The organism is Streptomyces sp. SM18, from assembly GCF_002910775.2.
In the GTDB taxonomy this organism is placed as follows: Bacteria; Actinomycetota; Actinomycetes; order Streptomycetales; family Streptomycetaceae; genus Streptomyces; species Streptomyces halstedii.
The window spans coordinates 5124925-5144005 of the sequence record NZ_CP029342.1 but is presented as its reverse complement, the minus strand read 5'-3'; the positions used below and the strand labels follow the sequence as shown (position 1 = coordinate 5144005).

Here is a 19081-nt window from a genome sequence, read left to right as displayed (position 1 = left end):
GTCCCGCAGTCACAGCCACGCACCGGAAGGCAGCACGATGACCGACGCACCCCACGCCCCCGTCTCCGGGGACCCGGACGACCGCCGGGTCGCGGGTCGGCTGCTGAGGGACGGCCCGCCCTGGCTGGACCCGGGCAAGCCGGTGCCGTACGGGCATCTGCTCGCCTCCGCCGCCCTGCTGCGGTGCGCGCCCGCCGCCGTGGTGTCCCGGCTGGCCGCCCTGGGGTACCACGAGGTGGAGCGCCCCGAGGGTCCGCTGCCCGAAGCCGTGGCCCCCGAGGACACCGTCCTGCTCAGGCCGCTGGGGAAGGAGTACGACTTCGACTGGCTCGACGTCACCGCGCCGGTGCCGTTGCGGCAGACGGTCGTCCTGGCGGAACAGCTGGGCGTGGCCCCGGCCGAGGTCGCACGGCGGCTGACCGCTCTCGGATACCACTACCCGGCCGTCGCCGGACCGCTGCCCGAGACCCACGACGCCCGGGACGTGCTGCTGATCCGCACCGACGCCAAGGGCAACGGCGAGTGGCTCGACCACGGCGAGCAGGCCAGGGCGCGCCATGTGCTCGACATCGCCACGCGGCTGAAGTGCGGCCCGCACGCCGCCGCCCTGCGGCTGGTCGCGCTCGGCGTCCGCCTGCCCTACACCCCGCACCCCGACGACGACCGCCTCCTCGGCCTCACCGGTCGCCCCGGCGACGGCCTGGACTTCGCGATGGCCGCCCAGAGCCCCGGCCATGTCCTCGACGCCGCCCGCGCGACGGGGCGTCGCCCGGCGGACGTCGTCGCCCGTCTCGCCGAGCTGGGCTGCTGGGGGGCCGGCGAAGTCCTCGTCCCCGACGTCCCGGAGCCGGACGACCTCGTCGTCCTGAGCGAGCGACTGGACGGGCGGGCCCCCTGGCTGCGGGTGAACGGCGTGGTCGGGGTGGCGTTGCGGCACGTCCTGCGCGCGGCGCTCGTCACCGGCCGCGGCCCCGCCGCGACGGCGGAGCGACTGGCCGCGCTGGGACACCGGCTGCACAAGAACGCGATACCGCCCGCCGTCGCGGACGAGGAGGACATCCGGCTGCTGGGGACGGTGGACCGCTCGTTCCTGGACGGCGTCCATCTGGAACACGTCCTGCGCAGCGCGAGTCTGACGTGCCGGAGCCCCGCCGACGTCGCGGCGCGGCTGACCACCCTCGGCTACCGGCTGCCCGACGAGGTGGTCTACCCGGAGACACGGGCGGTACCGCGCGGGTGAGCCGGGCGGATGCCGCCGTGGGGCGGCGGGCCGCGCGCGGCGCCGTCCCGTACCGGGCGGCGCGGCTCAGGCGAACATGCCCGTGCGGAGCTTGCCGAGGGTGCGGGTCAGCAGGCGGGAGACATGCATCTGGGAGATGCCCAGTTCGGCGCCGATCTGCGCCTGGGTCATCTCCTGGCCGAACCGCATCTCGATGATGCGCCGTTCGCGGTCGTCCAGCTCTTCGAGGAGCGGGGCGAGGGCGTGCAGGTTCTCGACGGTCTCCATGGCGGCGTCGGGTTCACCGAGGACGTCGGCGAACGTCCGCGTGGCGGTGGCCGAGGCCTCGTTGGAGTCGGTCGGCAGGTCGAGCGAGCCCGCGGTGTAGCCGTTGGAGGCGACGATGCCCTCGACGACCTCGTCCTCGGTGAGGTCCAGGTGCTCGGCCAGTTCCTTCACCGTGGGGTCGCGGTCGAGGCGTACGGCCAGCTCCTCCTTGGCCTTGGCGAGTTCCACCCGCAGTTCCTGGAGCCGGCGGGGCACATGGACGGCCCAGGTGGTGTCACGGAAGAACCGCTTGATCTCGCCGACGATGTAGGGGACGGCGAAGGTGGCGAACTCGACGTTGCGGGAGAGCTCGAACCGGTCGATGGCCTTGATGAGGCCGACGATGCCGACCTGGGTGATGTCCTCCATGTCGCCGCTGCCGCGGTTGCGGAAGCGGCGCGCGGCGAACCGCACCAGGGAGATGTTCATCTCGATGAGGACGTTGCGGGCGTACTGGTACTCGTGCGTGCCCTCTTCCAGCACCTGGAGCTGCGCGAAGAAGAGCGCCGAGAGCTCCCGGGCGTCCTTCGGGGCGATCTTTCCGGCGTCCTCGATCCAGGGCAGCTCCCCGACGGATGCCGCCCGGCCGTCCGGAGCCGACACCTCGTCACCCGTGGTGGTTGCGGCGGTCCGTTCGGAGATCAATGACATGTGCCTACCCTCCCTGGTGGTGAAAGCTTCCTGAAGGGCCCCTGCCCCGGCTTTCCCGGGGCATGCTCACCGAGCCGATTTTTTCTTGCTGTGTGGAAACTGTTGTCTCTGTACATCGTAAGATGAGCCCAGGTGTCCGGCCCCCGCCAGTCACTCACCCACACCTGACGGCCCCGGCCACCGGAGCGACCTTTCGGGCGCGCCGCACTCGACCGGGGCCAGGCCCCGTACGCTGAACGCCGACGGCCCGGGGCTCGCGGTCGGCCCGGGTTCGGCGCGGCCCGAACGAGAAACAGGATCACGTGGACAGAATCGCTGCCGTCGAGCGGGCGTTGCGCAGTGCCGCACCCCATCTGCTCCTCGATGTCGTCACGGCGGCTCTGCGGGAGCAGTACGACGTGCGGAGCGTGGAGCTGCGGCTTGCCGACTACGGGGTGACCACCCTCCAGGTGGTCGGGGAGGCCCCGGTCGCCGAGCCGGTACCCATCCATGACAGCCCGCAGGGGCGGGCGTTCGGCTCCCAGGAGCCCTTCGTGGAGCCCAGGCCGGGCGACGGCCCCGTGACGGTGCACCTGCCGGTGTCGGTCAGGGGCGACCGGATGGGTGTGCTCACCGTCATCACCGCCGATGACCGCACCCGGGCGGATCTGCTGGAGATGCAGGGGATCTGCGAGGCCCTGGGCCACGAGATCCTGATCGCCGAACGGGACACCGATCTCTATCTGCTGGCCCGCCGCGCCACCCGTCTGACGCTGGCCGCCGAGATGCAGTGGCAACTGCTGCCGGGCCGCTCGGTGACGCGCCCCGAGTTCTCGCTGGGGGCGCATCTGGAGCCGGCGTACGCGATCTTCGGTGACAACTTCGACTGGTCGGTCTCGGCCCATCACCTCACGCTCACCGTCACCAACGGCATGGGCAAGGGGATGGAGGCCGCGCTGCTCACCAACCTCGTCGTCAACGCCCTGCGCAACGCCCGCCGCGCCGGGCTGGACCTGCCCGGCCAGGCGAGCCTCGCCGACCAGGCGGTGTACGCGCAGTACCGGGGCGCTCTGCACGCCTCGGTACTGCTGCTCCGGTTCGACCTGGCGACCGGCGAGGTGGAGGCCGTGGACGCCGGGTCACCCCGGATGTGGCGGCTGCGGGGGCGCTCCGTCGAGTCCGTCGCCTTCGACGCGCAGCTTCCGCTCGGGATGTTCGAGGAGACGGTCTACCTCGCCGAGCACCTCCACGTGGAGCCGGGCGACCGGCTGCTGGTGAGCAGCGACGGGGTCTACGAGAGCGCCTCGGCGGCCGGGGAGCGTTACGGGGAGCGCGCGCTGGCGCGGTCGCTGTCCGCGCACCGCTTCCTGCCGTCCGCGCAGGTGCCGCTGGCGGTTCTGCGTGATCTGAAGGACTACCGGGGCCCGGCCCCGCTGGACGACGACGCCCTGGTGGTCTGCCTCGACTGGTTCGGGCGGCAGCCCCCGGCCGGTGACACGCCGGTGTGAGCGGAGTCCCGCTACCCGGTGGATCTCAGGGGTCTGGCCGTGCCGCCCTCCTGTCCGGCGGCGGCCGCGCCGCGGAAGCTCCGGAGTCCTTCGAGCAGCGCCCGCCGGGCCTTGGGCGGCATGGCGTCGATGGTCGACATCAGGACCTGCTCGCGGCGCATGCGCAGGTCGACGAGGTAGGCCTTGCCGTGGCTGGTCAGCCGGAGCTCCAGCTCGCGCCGGCTGACCGGGCTGGGGGCCCGCTCCACGAATCCCGTGGCCTGGAGCCGGTCGCACAGTCTGCTGACCGAGGGGGAGGCCGATCCCAGGGCTTCCGCGAGCATCCGCAGGTTGATTCCCTCGTCGCGGTCCAGGGTGTACAGCACGCGGAGCTGGGAGGGGGACACCGGGCCGGTCGGTACTGCCTCGCGTCCTTGTTCCCACAGGACTTCGAGCAGTTCGATGACCTCGGAACCCTCGTGAGCCGCGTCCCGGGACCGGTGGTCTGGTTCGGGGTTCAGGCCCATATAGATGACACTCCGATCCGGCATGGTCGTACTCGTCTGTCTGGCTCCGTCCGGCCACCGGACCGAGCAGGCGTGCCGGCGTCCGATGCGCTCGTACGGAAAGTCAGGACCGAGCCTCGCCTCAGGGGCACACGCGTATGGCCCCAGCATCTTACCTCTGCCGACCGCAGGCTTCGACGGTCACGTTCCGGGCGCGATGCACCCCGGGGACAACAGTTGCCGTGGGGTACGCTTCCGCAGTCCGGATTCGATGAGCGACATTCTGGCGGCCACCCATCGGATCGGTCGGAGGGTGCGCCTGGGGGCGGCGCGTCACCTGCGGGTGGCGCCTGTGGCCGTACGCGCCGACTCGCTCCCACGGGTCCGGCCTCAGTCGTCCGCCCCTGCCAGGAGCAATGACGTCATGACTCACAGCACCACTCTCGTTCTCACCGTCCGGCACCCGGCCGACTCGCTCGCGGTCGTCACCGTCTCAGGCGAGCTCGACGTGGAGACCGCACCGGCCCTTCGGACCAAGGCCGTGGACCTGATCGGACAGGGTTACGCCCATGTGGTCCTCGACATGGCGCCCGTGGAGTTCTGCGACTCCTCGGGACTCAACGCGCTGATCGCCATAGTCCACCACGCGAGAGACCACGACGGGTCCCTGTCCGTCGCCGCCGCACCCGATCAGCTCACCAGACTGCTGGACATGACGGGGGTCGGCGGCCTCATGCCCGTACACGCCGACGTGGCCGAGGCCGTCACCCACTTCACGCGAGGGTCCGCGGCGGAGGAGGACACGTCCGGCGTGTGAGGCCACGCCGGGCCGGGCGGGTGGCACCGCCCGGCCCGCCCCCACGCGGCGGACAGCCCGCCCGCACACGGCGGACAGCCCACTCGCCCCCTGCCGAGGACCGGTTGCTCACACGCGGCCGGTCCTTCGTCATGTCCGGGCGCGGGTTGACACGCCCCGCGCCCGGTGACCATGATTCCATTAATTGATTCATGGAATTGAGGGGACAGCGTGGCACAGACGAGTACGCCGACCGGGTCCGGGGGCACGTGGGCCGTCGAGGCCCGCGGCCTGGGCAAGCGCTACCGCCGCGGCTGGGCGCTGCGGGACTGCTCCTTCCGGCTGCCGGCCGGACGGATCTGCGGTCTGGTGGGGCCCAACGGCGCCGGGAAGAGCACCCTGCTGGGCATGGCCACCCGGCAGGTGAACCCCACCGAGGGCGAACTCAGCCTCTTCGGGGTGCCGGTGAGCGATCCGAAGGTGATGCCGAGGTTCGCCTTCCTCGGCCAGGACAAGCCGATGTACAAGCGGTTCAGCGTCGCCGAGACGCTGCGGATGGGCGCCGAGCTCAACCCCGGCTGGGACATGGCGGCGGCGGAACGGATCGTCCGCGCGGGCGACGTACCGCCGCACGCCGCCGTCGGCACGCTCTCCGGCGGTCAGCGGACCCGGGTGGCCTTCGCCCTCGCGTTCGGCAAGCGGCCCGACCTGCTCCTGCTCGACGAGCCGATGTCCGACCTCGACCCGCTGGCCCGCGACGAGATGAGCACCCTCCTGATGGCGGAGGCCGTCGAACGCGGCACCACCGTGGTGATGTCCTCGCACATGCTCACCGAGCTGGAGGACATGTGCGACTACCTGCTCGTCCTCGCCCAGGGCAAGGTGCGGATGGCCTGTGACGCCGACGCGCTCGTCCCCGCGCACGCCCTGGTGACCGGGGTCACCGAGGACGGGGCGCTGCCCGCCGCCCTCACCCGGCACACGGTGATCGAGAACCGGGTGCGGGGCCGGCAGTTCCAGGCGATGGTGCGGCCCTCGGGCCCGCTGTCCGACGCGTGGCAGGTCTCGGAGCCGAGCCTGGAGGAAGTGCTGCTCGCCCATCTCCGCTCGCCCGACGCCCCCGCGCTGTACACACCCGGAGCCGGTATCGAGCCCGAGGAGGCCAGGACCGTATGAGCACCACCCTGACCGAGGCGTCCACCAGACGCGCCACGCCCCGCCGGAGGGTGGTGCGCGGCCTGAACTGGCTGGTCCTGCGCCAGCACCGGGCCACGCTGCTCTGCGTCCTGGCCCTGACGGTGCTCTGCTCGATCTGGATCGTGTACCAGCGCGCCCAGCTGATCGACCTGCTCGACGCGGCGGGCTGGCCCGGGAAGGACGCGCCGTCGCAGGTCGTCGGCCGCCAGTACGGCTACCTGACGACGCTGCTGAGCGCGCTGCCCGTCGTCCTCGCCGTCTTCCTCGGTGCCCCGCTGATCGCGGCCGACAGCGAGCAGGGCACCGCCCAGCTCGCCACCACCCAGTCCGTGACGCGCCGCCGCTGGCTGGTCGCGAAGCTCGGCTGGTGCTTCGCGGCCACCCTGGTCTCGTGCGTGGTGCTCTCCGCACTCTTCACCTGGTGGTGGACGCCGTACCGTTCGCTGCTCTCGCTCTCCTGGATGGACGCCGAGTCCTTCGACAACACCGGCCCCGTGCTCCCGGCCCTCGCGCTGTTCCTGACCGCCGCCGGGGTGACCATCGGCGTCCTGCTGCGCCGGGTGCTCCCCGCCATGGTCGTCACCTTCGTGTTCGCCGTGGCCGTGGAGACCGCCTGGGGCCTGATCCGGACGCACCTCGCCCCGTCGCACGTCTTCACCTACCCGCTGGACGGTGAACTCCCCGCCCGTTTCGACGAGTCGTACGAGCTGGACCGCTGGGTGGGCAGCGCCGACGGAACCCTCTACGGATGGGGGACGTGCGCCGAGGCGACCGAGAAGGCGCAGGACGCGTGCCTTTCCGAGAAGGGCATCGTCAACAGCGTCATGGAGTACCTCGACTACGACCAGATGGCGGCCATGCAGTGGACGGGGGCCGGCATCCTGCTGGCCGGCACCGCCGCGCTCACCGCGTTCGTGGTGTGGCGCTCGGCCCGACGCCCGCTGTAGGCACGTCGCGGCCGTGTACATAAAGTATCGGTACCCGAGCGGAAGGTGATGCCGGTGGTCGTGTTCCGCATCGACCGGCGCAGTGGAGTGGCGACGTACCTCCAGATCGTGCGCCAGGTCGAACAGGCGCTGCGGATGGGCGCGTTGGAGGAGGGGGACCGGCTGCCCACGGCCGCGCAGGTCGCCGCCACCACCAAGGTCAACCCGAACACCACGCTCAAGGCCTACCGCGAGCTGGAGCGCGCGGGGCTGGCCGAGGTCCGCCAGGGGGCGGGCACGTTCGTCACCCGCACCCTGGCGCGGCCCGGATCGGACCCCGACTGGCCGTTGCGGTCGGCGCTGACCGAGTGGATGCACCAGGCGCGGGCCGAAGGGCTGGAGGGCGCGGAGGTCGAGGAGTTGTTCCGCGCCACCTACGGGACGGTGTTCGGGGCACCCGAGGGCTGAGCCCGGCGCCCCGCCCCATCCTGCTCAGAGATGAGCGGGTGTTCCCCGCGATCACGCGGTTTCGGCCACCTACCGCTTCCCTCTCTCACCCACACGGGGTTCACTGGTCGTGACGCATGGTGACGCGAGCGGCTCCCGCCGTTCGGCGCACCCGGCCGGACCGGCCGGCCCCCGGACGGTGGAAGGAGGCCCACGATGGCAGCCCCACCTCGGACGGTGACCCTTTGGCCAGAGCCAGCGGGTCACCGGCCGCGCTCCGGCGGGCCGGTCCCGGTGCGTCACGTCGATCGGTTCACCGATCCCGGCGTCCATCCGCACCAATTCGACGAGGGGCACCCATGAGCCAGATTGTTTTACCGGCGTTTCATATGCCGTTCCGGAGCGCGGGATGCAATCCGGGAATGGAGAACACGAAGGCGGCGGCCTGGCAGTGGGCCGAGGAGAACGATCTGCGTCTCTCCCCGGTGGCCCGGAAGAAGATGCTCCGCACCCGCCCGGAACTCTGGATATCGCTCATCTTCCCGCAGGCCTCACAGCAGCACCTCGACCTCTTCTGCCAGTGGCTCTTCTGGGCGTTCCTGGTGGACGACGAGTTCGACGACGGGCCGGCCGGACGCGATCCCCGGATGTGCGAGGAGGCCATCTCCCGGCTCGTGGGCGTCCTGGACGGGGAGAAGCCGCTGGTCCCGATGGAGTACGCGCTCGAAGGACTGCGCGAGCGCACCTGCCGCGACCGGTCCCCCGCCTGGGCACGGCAGTTCCGGCGCGACACCGCCGCCTGGCTCTGGACCTACTACGCGGAGGCGGTGGAGCGGGCCGCCGGACAGGTGCCCGGCCGGGCCGACTTCACCCGGCACCGCCGGGACTCCGTGGCGATGCAGCCCTTCCTGGACCTCCATGAGATCACCGCGGGAATCGATCTCCCGGAATCCGCCCGGAGCCTGCCCGCGTATATCGCGCTGCGCCATGCGGTCACCGATCACTCCGGGCTGTGCAACGACATCTGCTCCTTCGAGAAGGAGGCCGTCCACGGATACGAGCACAACGCGGTCCGGCTCATTCAGCGTGACCGCCGGTCCACGCTCCAAGAGGCCGTGGACGAGGCCGGAATTCAACTGGCACGTATCGCCGAGCGGGTCCAGCGGGCCGAGAGGGAACTCGTCGAGGAAATAGCGGCCGGGGGCATCGAGGGCCCCACCCGGGCGGCGCTGGAGCGCTGTGTACGGGACTACCGGGGCCTGGTGCGCGGCGACTTCGACTACCACGCGCGGGCCGAGCGCTACACCCGCCCGGATCTGGTCGAGATCGACCGGAGGGAGGCGCTCTCGCCGCACTTCGCCGTCTGAGGCGTCACACGCGCACCGAGGGCGACAGGGCCCGGGGACCCGGCAACGGGCCCCCGGGCCCTGTGGATTGTGACCATCTCGATCCCGTGGAAGGCCGAAAAGATGTGAAGGATCGGCAACCATTGTGTGGAGGGCCGTTCGAGTATCGGCCAGTCTTTGTCGAAACTGCCGCCACGGCGGTCGTCATCCTCGGGAACCTCGTGCGAGTGAAGCGAAGAATATGGGTCACGGCCGCCGTCGCCACCACGGCGGTGGTCGGGGGCGTCCTGGTGGGCGAAGGGGTGACGGGGACCCCCGTCTCCGGCGACGCGCGCGCCACGTCCGGCGCGGTCCGGGCCGATGTGCGCGGGACGGCGCTGAAGGTCTCCGGTGACGGTGCCTCGGCCTCCCTGGAGCAGCGTGAGAGCAAGCCGTTCAGCATGCTGGGCGTCACCTGGACCGATCCCTCGGCCACGGTGCCGGGCACCGTCGAGACGCGTACGCGCTCCCGCGCGACGGGCACCTGGACGTCCTGGCTGCCGCTGGACACCGAGATCGACGGCCGTACCGAGGCCGGACAGGCCGGGGTCCGGGGCAGCACCGAGCCCCGCTGGGTCGGCCCGTCCGACGGTGTGGAGGTCCGGGTGAGGGCCGGCTCCGGCAGCACGGCCGGGCTCCCCGCCGGGCTGCGGCTGGACACCGTCGATCCCGGCAGGGGCTCCGGAGACGCCGAGCCCGCCGCGTACGCGCTGGACGCCGAGGACGGACCGTCCGAGGAGCCGTCCTCCCCCGCCCCGGACGACGGGCCCGTGTCCGAGCCCCCGGCGGGGCAGACGGACCCCGCCACCGAACCGGCGACCGAGGAACCCGTCCCCACCACCACGACGGACGCGCCCCCGAGCACGGAACCCGGGCCGGACCCCACGACGTCGCCGTCGGCCCCGGCCACCAGCCCCTCCACCGGACCGTCCGGCACCCCGCCGCCGTCCACCGCGCCCCGGCCGGCGATCGTCTCCCGGGCCGGCTGGAACGCCGACGAGTCGCTCAACGACGAGTCCCCGGACTACATGGACCGGGTCAAGGCCGTCTTCGTCCACCACACCGCGCAGACCAACTCCTACTCCTGCGCGGACTCGGCGGCGATCGTGCGCGGGCTGCACGCCTACCACGTGAAGTCCAACGGGTGGAAGGACCTCGGATACAACTTCCTGGTCGACAAGTGCGGCACGGTCTTCGAGGGCCGCAAGGGCGGCGTGGACCGTGCCGTCCAGGGCGCTCACACCTACGGGTTCAACCGGGAGACCGCGGGCATCGCCGTCATCGGCATGTACACCGACACCGCGGCGGCGAGCGCGGCGACGGCCTCGGTCGCCAGGGTCGCCGCGTGGAAGCTCGGCCAGTACAAGGGCGATCCGGCCGGCACCACCACCCTCACGGCGGGCGCCGCCGGGAACAACTACGCGGGCAAGGTGTTCACCGCGGGCAAGACGTACACGTTCCAGCAGATCTCCGGGCACCGTGACGGCTTCAACACCCAGTGCCCCGGCTCCCGGCTCTACGCCCAGCTCCCGCTGATCCGGGGGTACGCCGGGGGCCCCGTCACCGGACTGACCGTCACGTCCGTGACCGGCGCCGCGCTCTCCGGCGCCGTGTACCACACCAAGGCGGACATCACCGTCGGCTGGTCCGCGACCACCCCGGCCGCCTTCGTCGCCTCCTACGAGCTGCTGGTGGACGGCAGGTCCACCGCCACCGTGAAGGGCTCCGCCACGTCCGCCAAGGCCCAACTGGCCGCGGGCAGCCACACGGTCCAGGTGCGGGCCACCCACCTGTCCGGGAAGACCTCGGTGTCGGCGGCGGTGACCGTGGTCGCCGACCGGACCGCGCCCACCTTCACCACCAAGCCGGGTCTCTCGCTGCGCAGCGGCACGGTGAACGCGGCCGCCGTCCCGCTCACGCTGAAGTGGAAGGCCGCCGACGCCGTACAGCTCCGTGACGTACGTCTGACGGCCCCCGTGGCGAAGACCTACGGCCCCACCGTCACCAGCGCCTCCCACACGGCGAAGCCGGGCAAGGCGACGACGTGGAAGATGTCGGCCTACGACCGGGCGGGCAACACCGCGGCCGCCTCGGTCGCCGGTACGCCCGTCATCCTCCAGGAGACCGCGGCGAAGAAGAGCGGCACCTGGGCGACCCGGTCCTCCTCTTCCTACCTGGGCGGCAAGTCGTACGCGAGCGGCACCAAGAACGCCTCGCTGACCTGGACGTTCACCGGGCGCTCGGTGGCCTGGGTGGCGTCGCGGGCCTCGACCTCCGGGCAGGTGCACATCTACGTGGACGGGAAGAAGACGGCCACGGTGGACGTGAAGTCCTCCACCACCGCCTACCGGCAGGCCGTCTGGACGACGTCCTGGCCGTCCTCCGCCAAGCACACCGTCAAGGTCGTGGTGGTCGGCACGAAGGGCCGGCCGACCGTGACGACGGACGGCCTGGTCTACCTCAAGTGACGGTCGCCGGCCCCGGATCCGCGGGCGTCAGCTCAGCAGCTCCGTGGCCGTCACCGCGCGCAGCCGGCGCCGGGCGATCTCGGTGAGGAGGAGGGGCAGCGCGGCGACGGTGTCCGGCCGGCCCAGGTGCAGGCTGACCACCGCCCCGTCGCGGAGTTCACCGGCGACCTTGCGGGTGACGGCCGCGACACCCGTGGCGGTGGCGTCCAGGGAGTCCACGTCGTGGGCCAGCACGTGCGGGTAGCCGGCCCGGCGGGCGAGGTCCTGGACGAGCGGGGTGGCGTACCGGCTGCGGGAGGGCCGGAACCAGGTGCCGATGGAGCCGGTGAGGCGGCGCAGGCGCTCGGCGCAGCCGGTGATCTCCGCGTACGCCTGGTCCTCGCCCAGCGCGTTGATGTCCAGGTGGCTCTGGGTGTGGTTGCCGAGGTCGTGGCCGCCGTCGAGGATCCGGCGGGCCATCTGGGGGTGGGCGTCGAGCCAGGTGCCGACGGCCAGGACGGTGAGCCGGGCGCCCGCCCGTTCGGCGTCGGCCAGGATCCGGCCGGCCAGGGCGGGGTCGCCCTCGCCGTGGAAGGTGAGGGCGACCTGGGGCCGGTTCCGGGGGCCGTGGTCGATCTGGACGGGCTGCCCCGGGAAGCGCCGGGGGGCGGGGGCCGGACGGTCGGGGCCCCCGGCCCGCCCCGCGCCGGACGGGCTCCCCGCGGGGCCGGGCCTCTCCGGGGCGTGGGTGGTTCGTCCGGCGTCCGCGCAGCCGGCGGGGCCGGCGGCCAGGAGGGCCGCCCCGGTGGCCGCGCGCAGGACCGTGCGGCGGTCCGTCGCCGTCCCGCGACCGTTCATGGCCCTCCCTCCGGGTCCGGACCGGGAGACCGTGCCCGGGATCCGGGACAGAGTAGGGCGGAAAGGGTGTGGCACGCGGGTGCCGCCGCACGGAGACCGTCGAGGAATCACCCTTCCGGGCGCCCCGACGCACGGGAATTACCAGGCCAGTGACCCATCACACCATGGATTCACAAAGGGATTGCCCTAATATGCCCACTTCTGCACCATGTGGGGTTTTGGCACCGACGTCCCCCATCTGCCATAGTCGGTGACACGGCCTCCTCCGACCCGAGCCGGGCCCCACAAGCGGCCATGGAGACACCCCCCATTCCATGGCCCCCCACAGAAGCCCCCGAAAGCGCCGCACCCCGGCCGACGGGGGCTTCTGGCGTTCCGGGACCGCGCCCCCGGCACACGGGCGGGCGGTGGTTCAGCGGTCGGAGGCGCGCATCTCGAACCAGGTGGTCTTGCCGCGCGGCAGCAGATCGACACCCCACCGGTCGGAGAGCTTGTCGACGAGGAAGAGACCGCGCCCGCTGACGTCCATCTCCCGGACGGGCATCAGGCACGGCAGGCCGCGCGAGGGGTCGCGCACCTCGACGCGAACCCAGCCCCGGCGCCGCAGCATCCGCAGCCCGAAGACCCGCGCACCGGTGTGCCGCACCGCGTTGCCGACGAGTTCGGAGACGAGCAGCACCCCGTGCTCGGCGGTCTGCGGCGGGAGTTGCCACTGCCGCAGCATCACGCACGAGGTGATCCGCCGGGCGGTGGCCGCGGACTCCGGACGCGAGGGCAATCGGACCTCACCCTCCGTCGGATTTCCGTACAACTCCACGGCCTTGAACGCCTGTTCGTCCTCCGTGGCCGTATTCCAGCGTCCCGCACTCGCGCTGCTGCGCTGTCGCGGCTGCTCCACACCCTCCAGGCCCGCCATGCCCCCCATCATGGACGGCCCGCGGGGACTCCGTGGCCGTTCCCGGGGAATCGTCCTCGCGGCCGGCGCCGCCCCGAGGAGGGTTCCTGGCATATGTCAGGGGCATGACTGCACGCCGGGAACCGCCGCCAGCTGGGGCGACGGACACCGGTGGGGTCTTCGCCCGAGCGGAAGGGGAGCGGGACCTTAAGGTTGCCTTAAGGTCCCGCTCATCCGCCCACAGGGATGAACCCGGGTCACCGCGTCCCCACACGGACGGGCGACGCCCTCAGACGAAGCGGGCCTTGCCCGGCCCCTCCTCCACGAAGCTGCGCATCCCGCGCTCGCGGTCCTCGGTCGCGAACAGACCGGCGAACCAGGTCCGTTCGATCGTCAGCCCGGTGTCGATGTCCGTCTCCAGCCCCGCGTCCACGGATTCCTTGGCCGCCCGCAGAGCCAGCGCGGGCCCCTTGGCGAGCCGGGCGGCCCACGCGTGCGCCTGCTCGTACACCTCGGAGGCGGGCACCACCCGGTCCACCAGGCCGATGGCGAGCGCCTCCTCGGCCTTCACCTGACGGCCCGTGAAGATCAGGTCCTTGGCCTTGGACGGACCGACGAGCCGGGCGAGCCGCTGGGTGCCGCCGGCGCCCGGGATGAGGCCGAGCAGGATCTCCGGCTGTCCGAGCCTGGCGTTGTCGGCGGCGATCCGGAAGTCGGCGCAGAGCGCGAGTTCGCAGCCGCCGCCCAGGGCGTAGCCGGTCACGGCGGCGACCACGGGCTTGGGGATCCGGGCCACGGCGGTGAAGGAGTCCTGGAGGGCCTTGGAGCGCTTCACCATCGCCGGGTGGTCCATCGCCCGCATCTCCTTGATGTCCGCGCCCGCGGCGAACACCTTCTCTCCGCCGTACAGGATCACGGCCCGTACGTCGTCGCGCCCCGCCGCCTCCTCGGCCAGCTCGCGCAGCCGGTCCTGGACGGCACTGTCCAGGGCGTTCATCGGCGGGCGGTCCAGCCTGATCGTGCCGACGTCGTCGCGTACTTCGAGGGTTACGGTCATGGAAGGCAGGTTAACCGCCGCTAACACCGGCGGGCCCGGTGCCGTTGGTCACAGCACCGGGCCCGTCGTGTGCGGGGGACCTACTTCGTCCACTCCGCCCAGTCCATGTTCCAGCCGTTGAGGCCGTTGTCCGGCTGGATCACCTTGTCGTTCGAGTTCTTCACCACGACCACGTCGCCGATCAGCGAGTTGTCGAAGAACCAGGCGGCCGGGGTCTTGCCGTCCCAGCCGCCGCGCACGTCCCGCAGGCCGACGCAGCCGTGACTGGTGTTGCTCGCGCCGAAGATGCCCGACCCGCCCCAGTAGTTGCCGTGGATGAAGGTGCCCGAGGTGGACAGCCGCATCGCGTGGGGGACGTCCTTGATGTCGTACTCACCGCCGAAGCCGACCGTGTCACCGTTCATCCGGGTCACCTTGAGCTTCTCGCTGATGACCATCTGACCGTTGTACGTGGTCGTCGACGGGGCGCCCGCGGAGATCGGGATGTCCTTGATCTGCTTGCCGTCGCGGACCACCTTCATCCGGTGCGACCGCGCGTCCACGGTGGAGACCTGGCTGCGGCCGACGGTGAACGACACGGTCTTGGCCTGCTTGCCGTAGACACCGGGGCGTCCCTCGACGCCGTCCAGGTCCAGGCGCAGCGTCACCTTCGTGCCCGCGGCCCAGTACTTCTCCGGACGGAAGTCGAGGCGGTCGTTGCCGAACCAGTGGGGCTCGATCTCCACGGCCGGCTCGGCCGTCACCCGGATCGCCTTCTCGACGGCCCCGGGGTCGGTGATGCCCCGGGTGAAGTGGATGGAGACCGGCATGCCGACCCCGACCGTCGAACCGTCCTCGGGGGTGTACTGCCCGATGAACGTGTTCTGCGGGACGAGGGTCGTGAAGGCGGTGTCCTTGGCCGACTCGCGGCCCTTGTCGTCCTTGGCGACCGCGTGCACGGTGTACTTGGTCGCGGCGGCCAGGTGCCGCTCCGGCGCCCAGCTCAGTCCGTCGGCGGCGATCGCGCCCTCGACCTCGTTGCCCTTGGGGTCGGCGACCTTCACCGTGCTCAGCTTGCCCCGCTCGGCCGTGATCTTCAGCGCGCCGCTGGTCGCCACGTCGTCGGCGCCGTCCTTCGGCGCGATGGTCACCACCGCCTGCGAGGCGCTGGTGTCGGCGCTCTTGCCCCCCGTGCTCTTGGCGTCCCCGTCCCTCTCGGCGGCCGCGCCGCTCCCCCCGCACCCCGTCACCAGCAGCAGCAACGCACCGAGTACCAGTGCGAGAAGTCCATGGGCGCCGCGCCCGTGCCGTCCCCTGCTCGCCCCGGCCGATGCCCCCGATATCGGCAGCCCGTTCACTGTGGTCGTCTCCCCTCGCACGGCCTGGCCTCGCCATGGCCCGCACTCCGCACGCCGTACGTGCACGCTCGGCGCAAGACAATCACACCGGACGCGGGGAGAACTCCCCCGGACTGTCACCGTTGTGTCCCAACTCGTCCCGGCGCCCCGGGTGGAGCCGGCCGGCGGTCCCGGGGACGGTGTCCCCGGGACCGGTGCAGGTCGGACCGGTGATCAGCGCAGCGCGGAACCCGCCTTCCACTGCGGCCACCCGAGGTTCCAGCCGCCGAGGCCGTTGTCCGGGGCGACCGTCTTGTCGGTGGAGTTGACCACCTCGACCACGTCCCCGACGAGGGTCCGCTCGAAGAACCATCCGGCCGGGGTGTCCGAGCCGCCGCCCTTCACGTCGCGCAGCCCGATGCAGCCGTGACTGGTGTTCTCGGAGCCGAAGATGTCGGGGGACTCCCAGTAGTTGCCGTGCAGGAAGGTGCCGGACTTGGTCAGCCGGATGGCGTGCGGCACGTCCTTGATGTCGTACTCACCGCCGAACCCGACGGTACGGCCGTCCATCCGGGTCACCTCGTGCAGCTCGGAGACCACCATCTTGCCGTTGTACGTGGTGGTCTTCTCGGTGCCCGCCGTGACGGGCACCGTGCTGACCACCTCGCCGTCACGGCGCACCTCCATGGTGTGCGCGACGGCGTCGACCACGGACGTCTGCGAGCGGCCGACCCGGAAGGTGACCGTCTTGCGCTGGCTTCCGTAGACCCCGGGCGCGCCTTCCACGTCGCGCAGTCCGACGTCGACGGTGACCTCGGTCCCCGGTTCCCAGTACTCCTCGGGGCGGAAGTCCAGCCGCTCCGCGCCGAACCAGTGGCCCGCCACCTCGACGCGGGGCTCGGTGGTGATCCGGATCGCCTTCTCGACGGCGGCCCGGTTCCTGACCGGGCGGTTGAATTCGAAGGAGACGATCATCCCGGTGCCCACGGTCGACCGGTTCTCCGGCTTGAAGTAGCCGATGAAACGGTCCTTGGGGACGAGGGTGGTGAAGGTGGTGCTCCGGGCCGAGCGGTGACCGCCGCCGTCGACCGCGACGGCCTCGACGCTGTACTTCCCGGCGAGCCCGAGCCGGTACCCCTTGTCCTGGGGCGCCCAGGACCGGCCGTCGCCGGCGATCGTGCCGGGCACCTCCTCCTGCTCCGCGTCCTCGATCCGTGTCACCTTCACCCGTTCGAGCCTGCCGTTGGGGACGGTCACCTCGATCCGGTCGTCTGCGCCCACGTTCTCGGCGCCGTCCTTCGGGACGATCCGGATGGCGTCCCCGGGTGCGCGGTCGTCCCCGAAGAACGACGTCGCCTCGGTGCAGCCCGTCAGTAGGACCAGCACGGTGAACAGTCCTGCCCATGTCAGCACGGCGGCCGAACCCGCCCGTGCTCTCTTCGCTTCGTGGTTCACGCCCCGCCCAACGACGGGCGCCCCCGGGGGAAACGTGAGCGGGGGGTCCACCGTGGGCAGACCGTCGGCGGAGCCGGACAGACCACCCGTATGGCCGGGCGCCCCGCCACCGGGCCGGGGCCGCGACCACACCGGGGACCGTGGCCGGGACGAGGGCGGGCGCCGCTCTTCCGGCCGTCAGCCCAGGATGCCGCGCTGGTAGCCGAGGGCGACGGCCGCCGCCCGGTCCTTGGCGCCCAGCTTGGCGAAGACATGGGTGAGATGGGTCTTCACTGTGGCCTCGCTGATGAACAGCTCGGCCGCGATCCCCCGGTTCGAGGTGCCCTGGGCGACGAGGGCCAGCACCTCGCGCTCCCGGGTGGACAGCGACTCGCCGCCCGGCACCGCCGGAGCGCGTACCCGTGAGACCAGCCGGGAGGCGACGGCCGGTGAGAGCACGGTCCGCCCGTCGGCCGCCGCCCGTACGGCGGTGAGCAGTTCGTCGCGGGGCGCGTCCTTGAGCAGGTAGCCGGTGGCGCCCGCCTCGATCGCGGGGAGGGTGTCGGAGTCGGTGTCGTACGTGGTCAGCACGAGCACCCTGGACCGGGCGCCGAGCCGGGTCAGCTCGGCGATGGCGGCCACTCCCCCGCCGCCCGGCATCCGCAGGTCCATCAGGACCACGTCGGGGTCCAGCCGGGCCACCAGCGCCACGGCGGCCGGTCCGTCGGCGGCCTCCCCCAGCACCTCGAAGCCGGGCGCGGACGTGAACATGCCGCGCAGGCCGTCCCGTACGACGGGGTGGTCGTCGACGACGACCAGGGTGATCACGCGTGCGGTGCCGGGTGCCTCGGTCATATCGGCCTCACCGTAACGCCCGTCAGGCGGGGCGCACCAGGGGAACCCTGGCGCTGACGGCGGTGCCGAGGCCGGGTTCCGTCTCCACGGTGACCGTGCCCGCGACGCGTTCGGCGCGCGCCCGCATCCCGCCGAGCCCGAAGCCTCCGCCGCCGCCCTGTTCCGGGAGCGCGGCCGGGTCGAAACCCCGGCCGTCGTCGCGTACGTCGAGCGTGATCTCGTCGCCCATGTAGGAGAGGGTGACCCCGGCACGGGTCGCCGAGGCGTGCCGGGCCGCGTTGGCGAGGGACTCCTCGGCGATGCGCAACAAGGTGGCGCCGACCTCGTCGTGGAGGGGTTCGACGGTGCCGGTGACGGTGAATCCGGCCCGTATGCCGTGCCGTTCGGACCACTCCCCGACCGTCTTCCTCAGGGCTCCGGGCAGGTCGTCCTCCTCCAGCGCGGCGGGCACCAGGTTGTGCACGGAGCGGCGGGCCTCACCGAGGCTGTGCCGGGCGAGGCCCGCGGCACGGTCGAGGTGTCGCCGGGCGAGCGCCGGGTCGTCGGCGGTGGAGGCGGCGGCCTGGAGCTGGGCGATGATCCCGGCCAGGCCCTGGGCGAGGGTGTCGTGGATCTCGGCGGCCAGACGGCGGCGCTCGTCCGCGACGCCGGCCTCCCGGGCCTGGAGGAGGAGTTGGGTGTGGAGGGCGGCGTTCTCGGCGAGGGCCTGCTCCAGGCGGGTGTTGGTGCGTTCCAGCTCGGTGATGGTCTCGGTCTGGCGCCTGTCCTTCTCGGCCTCGCGGGCGCCGATGTTGCCGAAGAGGAGGGCGAGGGAGGAATGCAGGACGAACAGCGCCGCGAAAGCCGCCCAGTTGGTGAGGGAGGCGGGCGGCATACCGCTGCCGGACTGCGCGCCCGCCATGGTGACGGCGGTGCACAGCAGGCCGGCACGGACGTACCGGTTCGGCAGGAGGGCGCCGACGTCGAAGTAGCCGGTGATCGCGTAGACGGAGAAGAACGGGTTGAACCAGCAGAGGGCGAAGGCGATCACGGTCCGCAGGACGTAGTAGACCTGGGCGGCCCGTCCGTACGGGGGCGCCCCGGGCCGGGTCCGGCCCCACCACAACTGGAGCGCGCCGGCCCCCGAGGCCAGGACCGCCGCCGCGTACATGTCCGTGCCGGTCATCCCGACGAGGCCCGAGGACAGGGCGGACATCAGCACGGCGAGGCCCAGGAGCGTGTACGGGCCGTACCGGTAGAACTGCTGCCAGCGGTGCTCGGCCGTCGTACGGTCGTCGTCCTTCACGGCCCCTCCCCCGG

General features: G+C 72.0%; 17 protein-coding genes. 8 read left to right on the top strand and 9 right to left on the bottom strand.

Annotated features, from left to right (window positions below; genetic code table 11):
* Window positions 1-37 precede the first annotated feature (37 nt).
* A complete protein-coding gene (locus B9S64_RS23350) occupies window positions 38-1240 on the top strand; it encodes a hypothetical protein (RefSeq protein ID WP_103489570.1) in 1203 nt (400 codons plus the stop codon).
* Window positions 1241-1306: 66 nt separating this feature from the next.
* Here the strand turns inward: B9S64_RS23350 and B9S64_RS23345 are convergent, their stop codons facing one another.
* On the bottom strand, window positions 1307-2197 hold the full coding sequence (locus B9S64_RS23345; protein WP_103489569.1) for a SigB/SigF/SigG family RNA polymerase sigma factor: 891 nt from the start codon (window positions 2195-2197) through the stop codon (window positions 1307-1309).
* Window positions 2198-2499: 302 nt separating this feature from the next.
* Between B9S64_RS23345 and B9S64_RS23340 the strand changes: the two genes are divergently transcribed.
* Window positions 2500-3684, top strand: coding sequence for a PP2C family protein-serine/threonine phosphatase (locus B9S64_RS23340; protein WP_103489568.1), 1185 nt, complete (start codon window positions 2500-2502; stop codon window positions 3682-3684).
* 11 nt (window positions 3685-3695) lie between these two features.
* Here the strand turns inward: B9S64_RS23340 and B9S64_RS23335 are convergent, their stop codons facing one another.
* Window positions 3696-4190 (bottom strand): MarR family winged helix-turn-helix transcriptional regulator, encoded by a 495-nt coding sequence (locus B9S64_RS23335; protein WP_028443757.1) that lies wholly within the window; start codon window positions 4188-4190, stop codon window positions 3696-3698.
* A 403-nt stretch (window positions 4191-4593) separates the two neighbouring features.
* Here B9S64_RS23335 and B9S64_RS23330 point away from each other — a divergent pair, with 403 nt between their 5' ends.
* The 6 genes from B9S64_RS23330 (at window position 4594) to B9S64_RS23305 (ending at window position 11388) form a co-directional block, all read left to right on the top strand.
* The gene (locus B9S64_RS23330) at window positions 4594-4986 is read left to right on the top strand and encodes an STAS domain-containing protein (protein WP_103489567.1); all 393 of its coding nucleotides are present in this window, start codon (window positions 4594-4596) and stop codon (window positions 4984-4986) included.
* Window positions 4987-5196: 210 nt separating this feature from the next.
* Window positions 5197-6141: an ABC transporter ATP-binding protein gene (locus B9S64_RS23325; RefSeq protein ID WP_103489566.1), complete on the top strand. Its 945-nt coding sequence runs from the start codon at window positions 5197-5199 to the stop codon at window positions 6139-6141.
* A complete protein-coding gene (locus tag B9S64_RS23320) occupies window positions 6138-7109 on the top strand; it encodes an ABC transporter permease (RefSeq protein WP_103489565.1) in 972 nt (323 codons plus the stop codon). The genes B9S64_RS23325 and B9S64_RS23320 overlap by 4 nt, the downstream gene beginning before the upstream one ends.
* Window positions 7110-7157: 48 nt before the next feature.
* Window positions 7158-7556, top strand: coding sequence for a GntR family transcriptional regulator (locus B9S64_RS23315; RefSeq protein ID WP_103489564.1), 399 nt, complete (start codon window positions 7158-7160; stop codon window positions 7554-7556).
* A gap of 368 nt (window positions 7557-7924) precedes the next feature.
* Window positions 7925-8902, top strand: a complete 978-nt coding sequence (locus tag B9S64_RS23310; protein ID WP_103489563.1) for a terpene synthase family protein — start codon at window positions 7925-7927, stop codon at window positions 8900-8902.
* A gap of 200 nt (window positions 8903-9102) precedes the next feature.
* Window positions 9103-11388, top strand: coding sequence for an N-acetylmuramoyl-L-alanine amidase (locus B9S64_RS23305; protein WP_103489562.1), 2286 nt, complete (start codon window positions 9103-9105; stop codon window positions 11386-11388).
* 27 nt (window positions 11389-11415) lie between these two features.
* Here the strand turns inward: B9S64_RS23305 and B9S64_RS23300 are convergent, their stop codons facing one another.
* From B9S64_RS23300 to B9S64_RS23270, 7 genes are all read right to left on the bottom strand, one after another.
* Window positions 11416-12225 carry a polysaccharide deacetylase family protein gene (locus tag B9S64_RS23300; RefSeq protein WP_103505266.1) on the bottom strand — a complete coding sequence of 270 codons (810 nt, stop codon included), beginning with the start codon at window positions 12223-12225 and terminating at the stop codon, window positions 11416-11418.
* A 412-nt stretch (window positions 12226-12637) separates the two neighbouring features.
* Complete coding sequence (locus B9S64_RS23295; protein WP_164342759.1) at window positions 12638-13153, bottom strand: ATP-binding protein; 516 nt, start codon at window positions 13151-13153, stop codon at window positions 12638-12640.
* A 256-nt stretch (window positions 13154-13409) separates the two neighbouring features.
* On the bottom strand, window positions 13410-14177 hold the full coding sequence (locus B9S64_RS23290; protein WP_103493895.1) for an enoyl-CoA hydratase/isomerase family protein: 768 nt from the start codon (window positions 14175-14177) through the stop codon (window positions 13410-13412).
* An 80-nt stretch (window positions 14178-14257) separates the two neighbouring features.
* Window positions 14258-15514: an Ig-like domain-containing protein gene (locus B9S64_RS23285; RefSeq protein ID WP_103493896.1), complete on the bottom strand. Its 1257-nt coding sequence runs from the start codon at window positions 15512-15514 to the stop codon at window positions 14258-14260.
* A gap of 213 nt (window positions 15515-15727) precedes the next feature.
* Window positions 15728-16948, bottom strand: coding sequence for an Ig-like domain-containing protein (locus B9S64_RS23280; RefSeq protein ID WP_103493897.1), 1221 nt, complete (start codon window positions 16946-16948; stop codon window positions 15728-15730).
* 177 nt (window positions 16949-17125) lie between these two features.
* A complete protein-coding gene (locus B9S64_RS23275; protein WP_103493898.1) occupies window positions 17126-17782 on the bottom strand; it encodes a response regulator transcription factor in 657 nt (218 codons plus the stop codon).
* A gap of 22 nt (window positions 17783-17804) precedes the next feature.
* Window positions 17805-19067: a sensor histidine kinase gene (locus B9S64_RS23270; protein ID WP_258038086.1), complete on the bottom strand. Its 1263-nt coding sequence runs from the start codon at window positions 19065-19067 to the stop codon at window positions 17805-17807.
* Between the last annotated feature and the right edge of the window lie 14 nt (window positions 19068-19081).

Bases quoted from the DNA above. Each gene is read 5' to 3' on its own strand.
- B9S64_RS23350 (WP_103489570.1), top strand. From the start codon at position 38: ATGACCGACGCACCCCACGCCCCCGTCTCCGGGGACCCGGACGACCGC.
- B9S64_RS23345 (WP_103489569.1), bottom strand. From the start codon at position 2,197: ATGTCATTGATCTCCGAACGGACCGCCGCAACCACCACGGGTGACGAG.
- B9S64_RS23335 (WP_028443757.1), bottom strand. From the start codon at position 4,190: ATGGGCCTGAACCCCGAACCAGACCACCGGTCCCGGGACGCGGCTCAC.
- B9S64_RS23330 (WP_103489567.1), top strand. From the start codon at position 4,594: ATGACTCACAGCACCACTCTCGTTCTCACCGTCCGGCACCCGGCCGAC.
- B9S64_RS23320 (WP_103489565.1), top strand. From the start codon at position 6,138: ATGAGCACCACCCTGACCGAGGCGTCCACCAGACGCGCCACGCCCCGC.
- B9S64_RS23315 (WP_103489564.1), top strand. From the start codon at position 7,158: ATGCCGGTGGTCGTGTTCCGCATCGACCGGCGCAGTGGAGTGGCGACG.
- B9S64_RS23310 (WP_103489563.1), top strand. From the start codon at position 7,925: ATGCCGTTCCGGAGCGCGGGATGCAATCCGGGAATGGAGAACACGAAG.
- B9S64_RS23300 (WP_103505266.1), bottom strand. From the start codon at position 12,225: ATGAACGGTCGCGGGACGGCGACGGACCGCCGCACGGTCCTGCGCGCG.
- B9S64_RS23295 (WP_164342759.1), bottom strand. From the start codon at position 13,153: ATGATGGGGGGCATGGCGGGCCTGGAGGGTGTGGAGCAGCCGCGACAG.
- B9S64_RS23290 (WP_103493895.1), bottom strand. From the start codon at position 14,177: ATGACCGTAACCCTCGAAGTACGCGACGACGTCGGCACGATCAGGCTG.
- B9S64_RS23275 (WP_103493898.1), bottom strand. From the start codon at position 17,782: ATGACCGAGGCACCCGGCACCGCACGCGTGATCACCCTGGTCGTCGTC.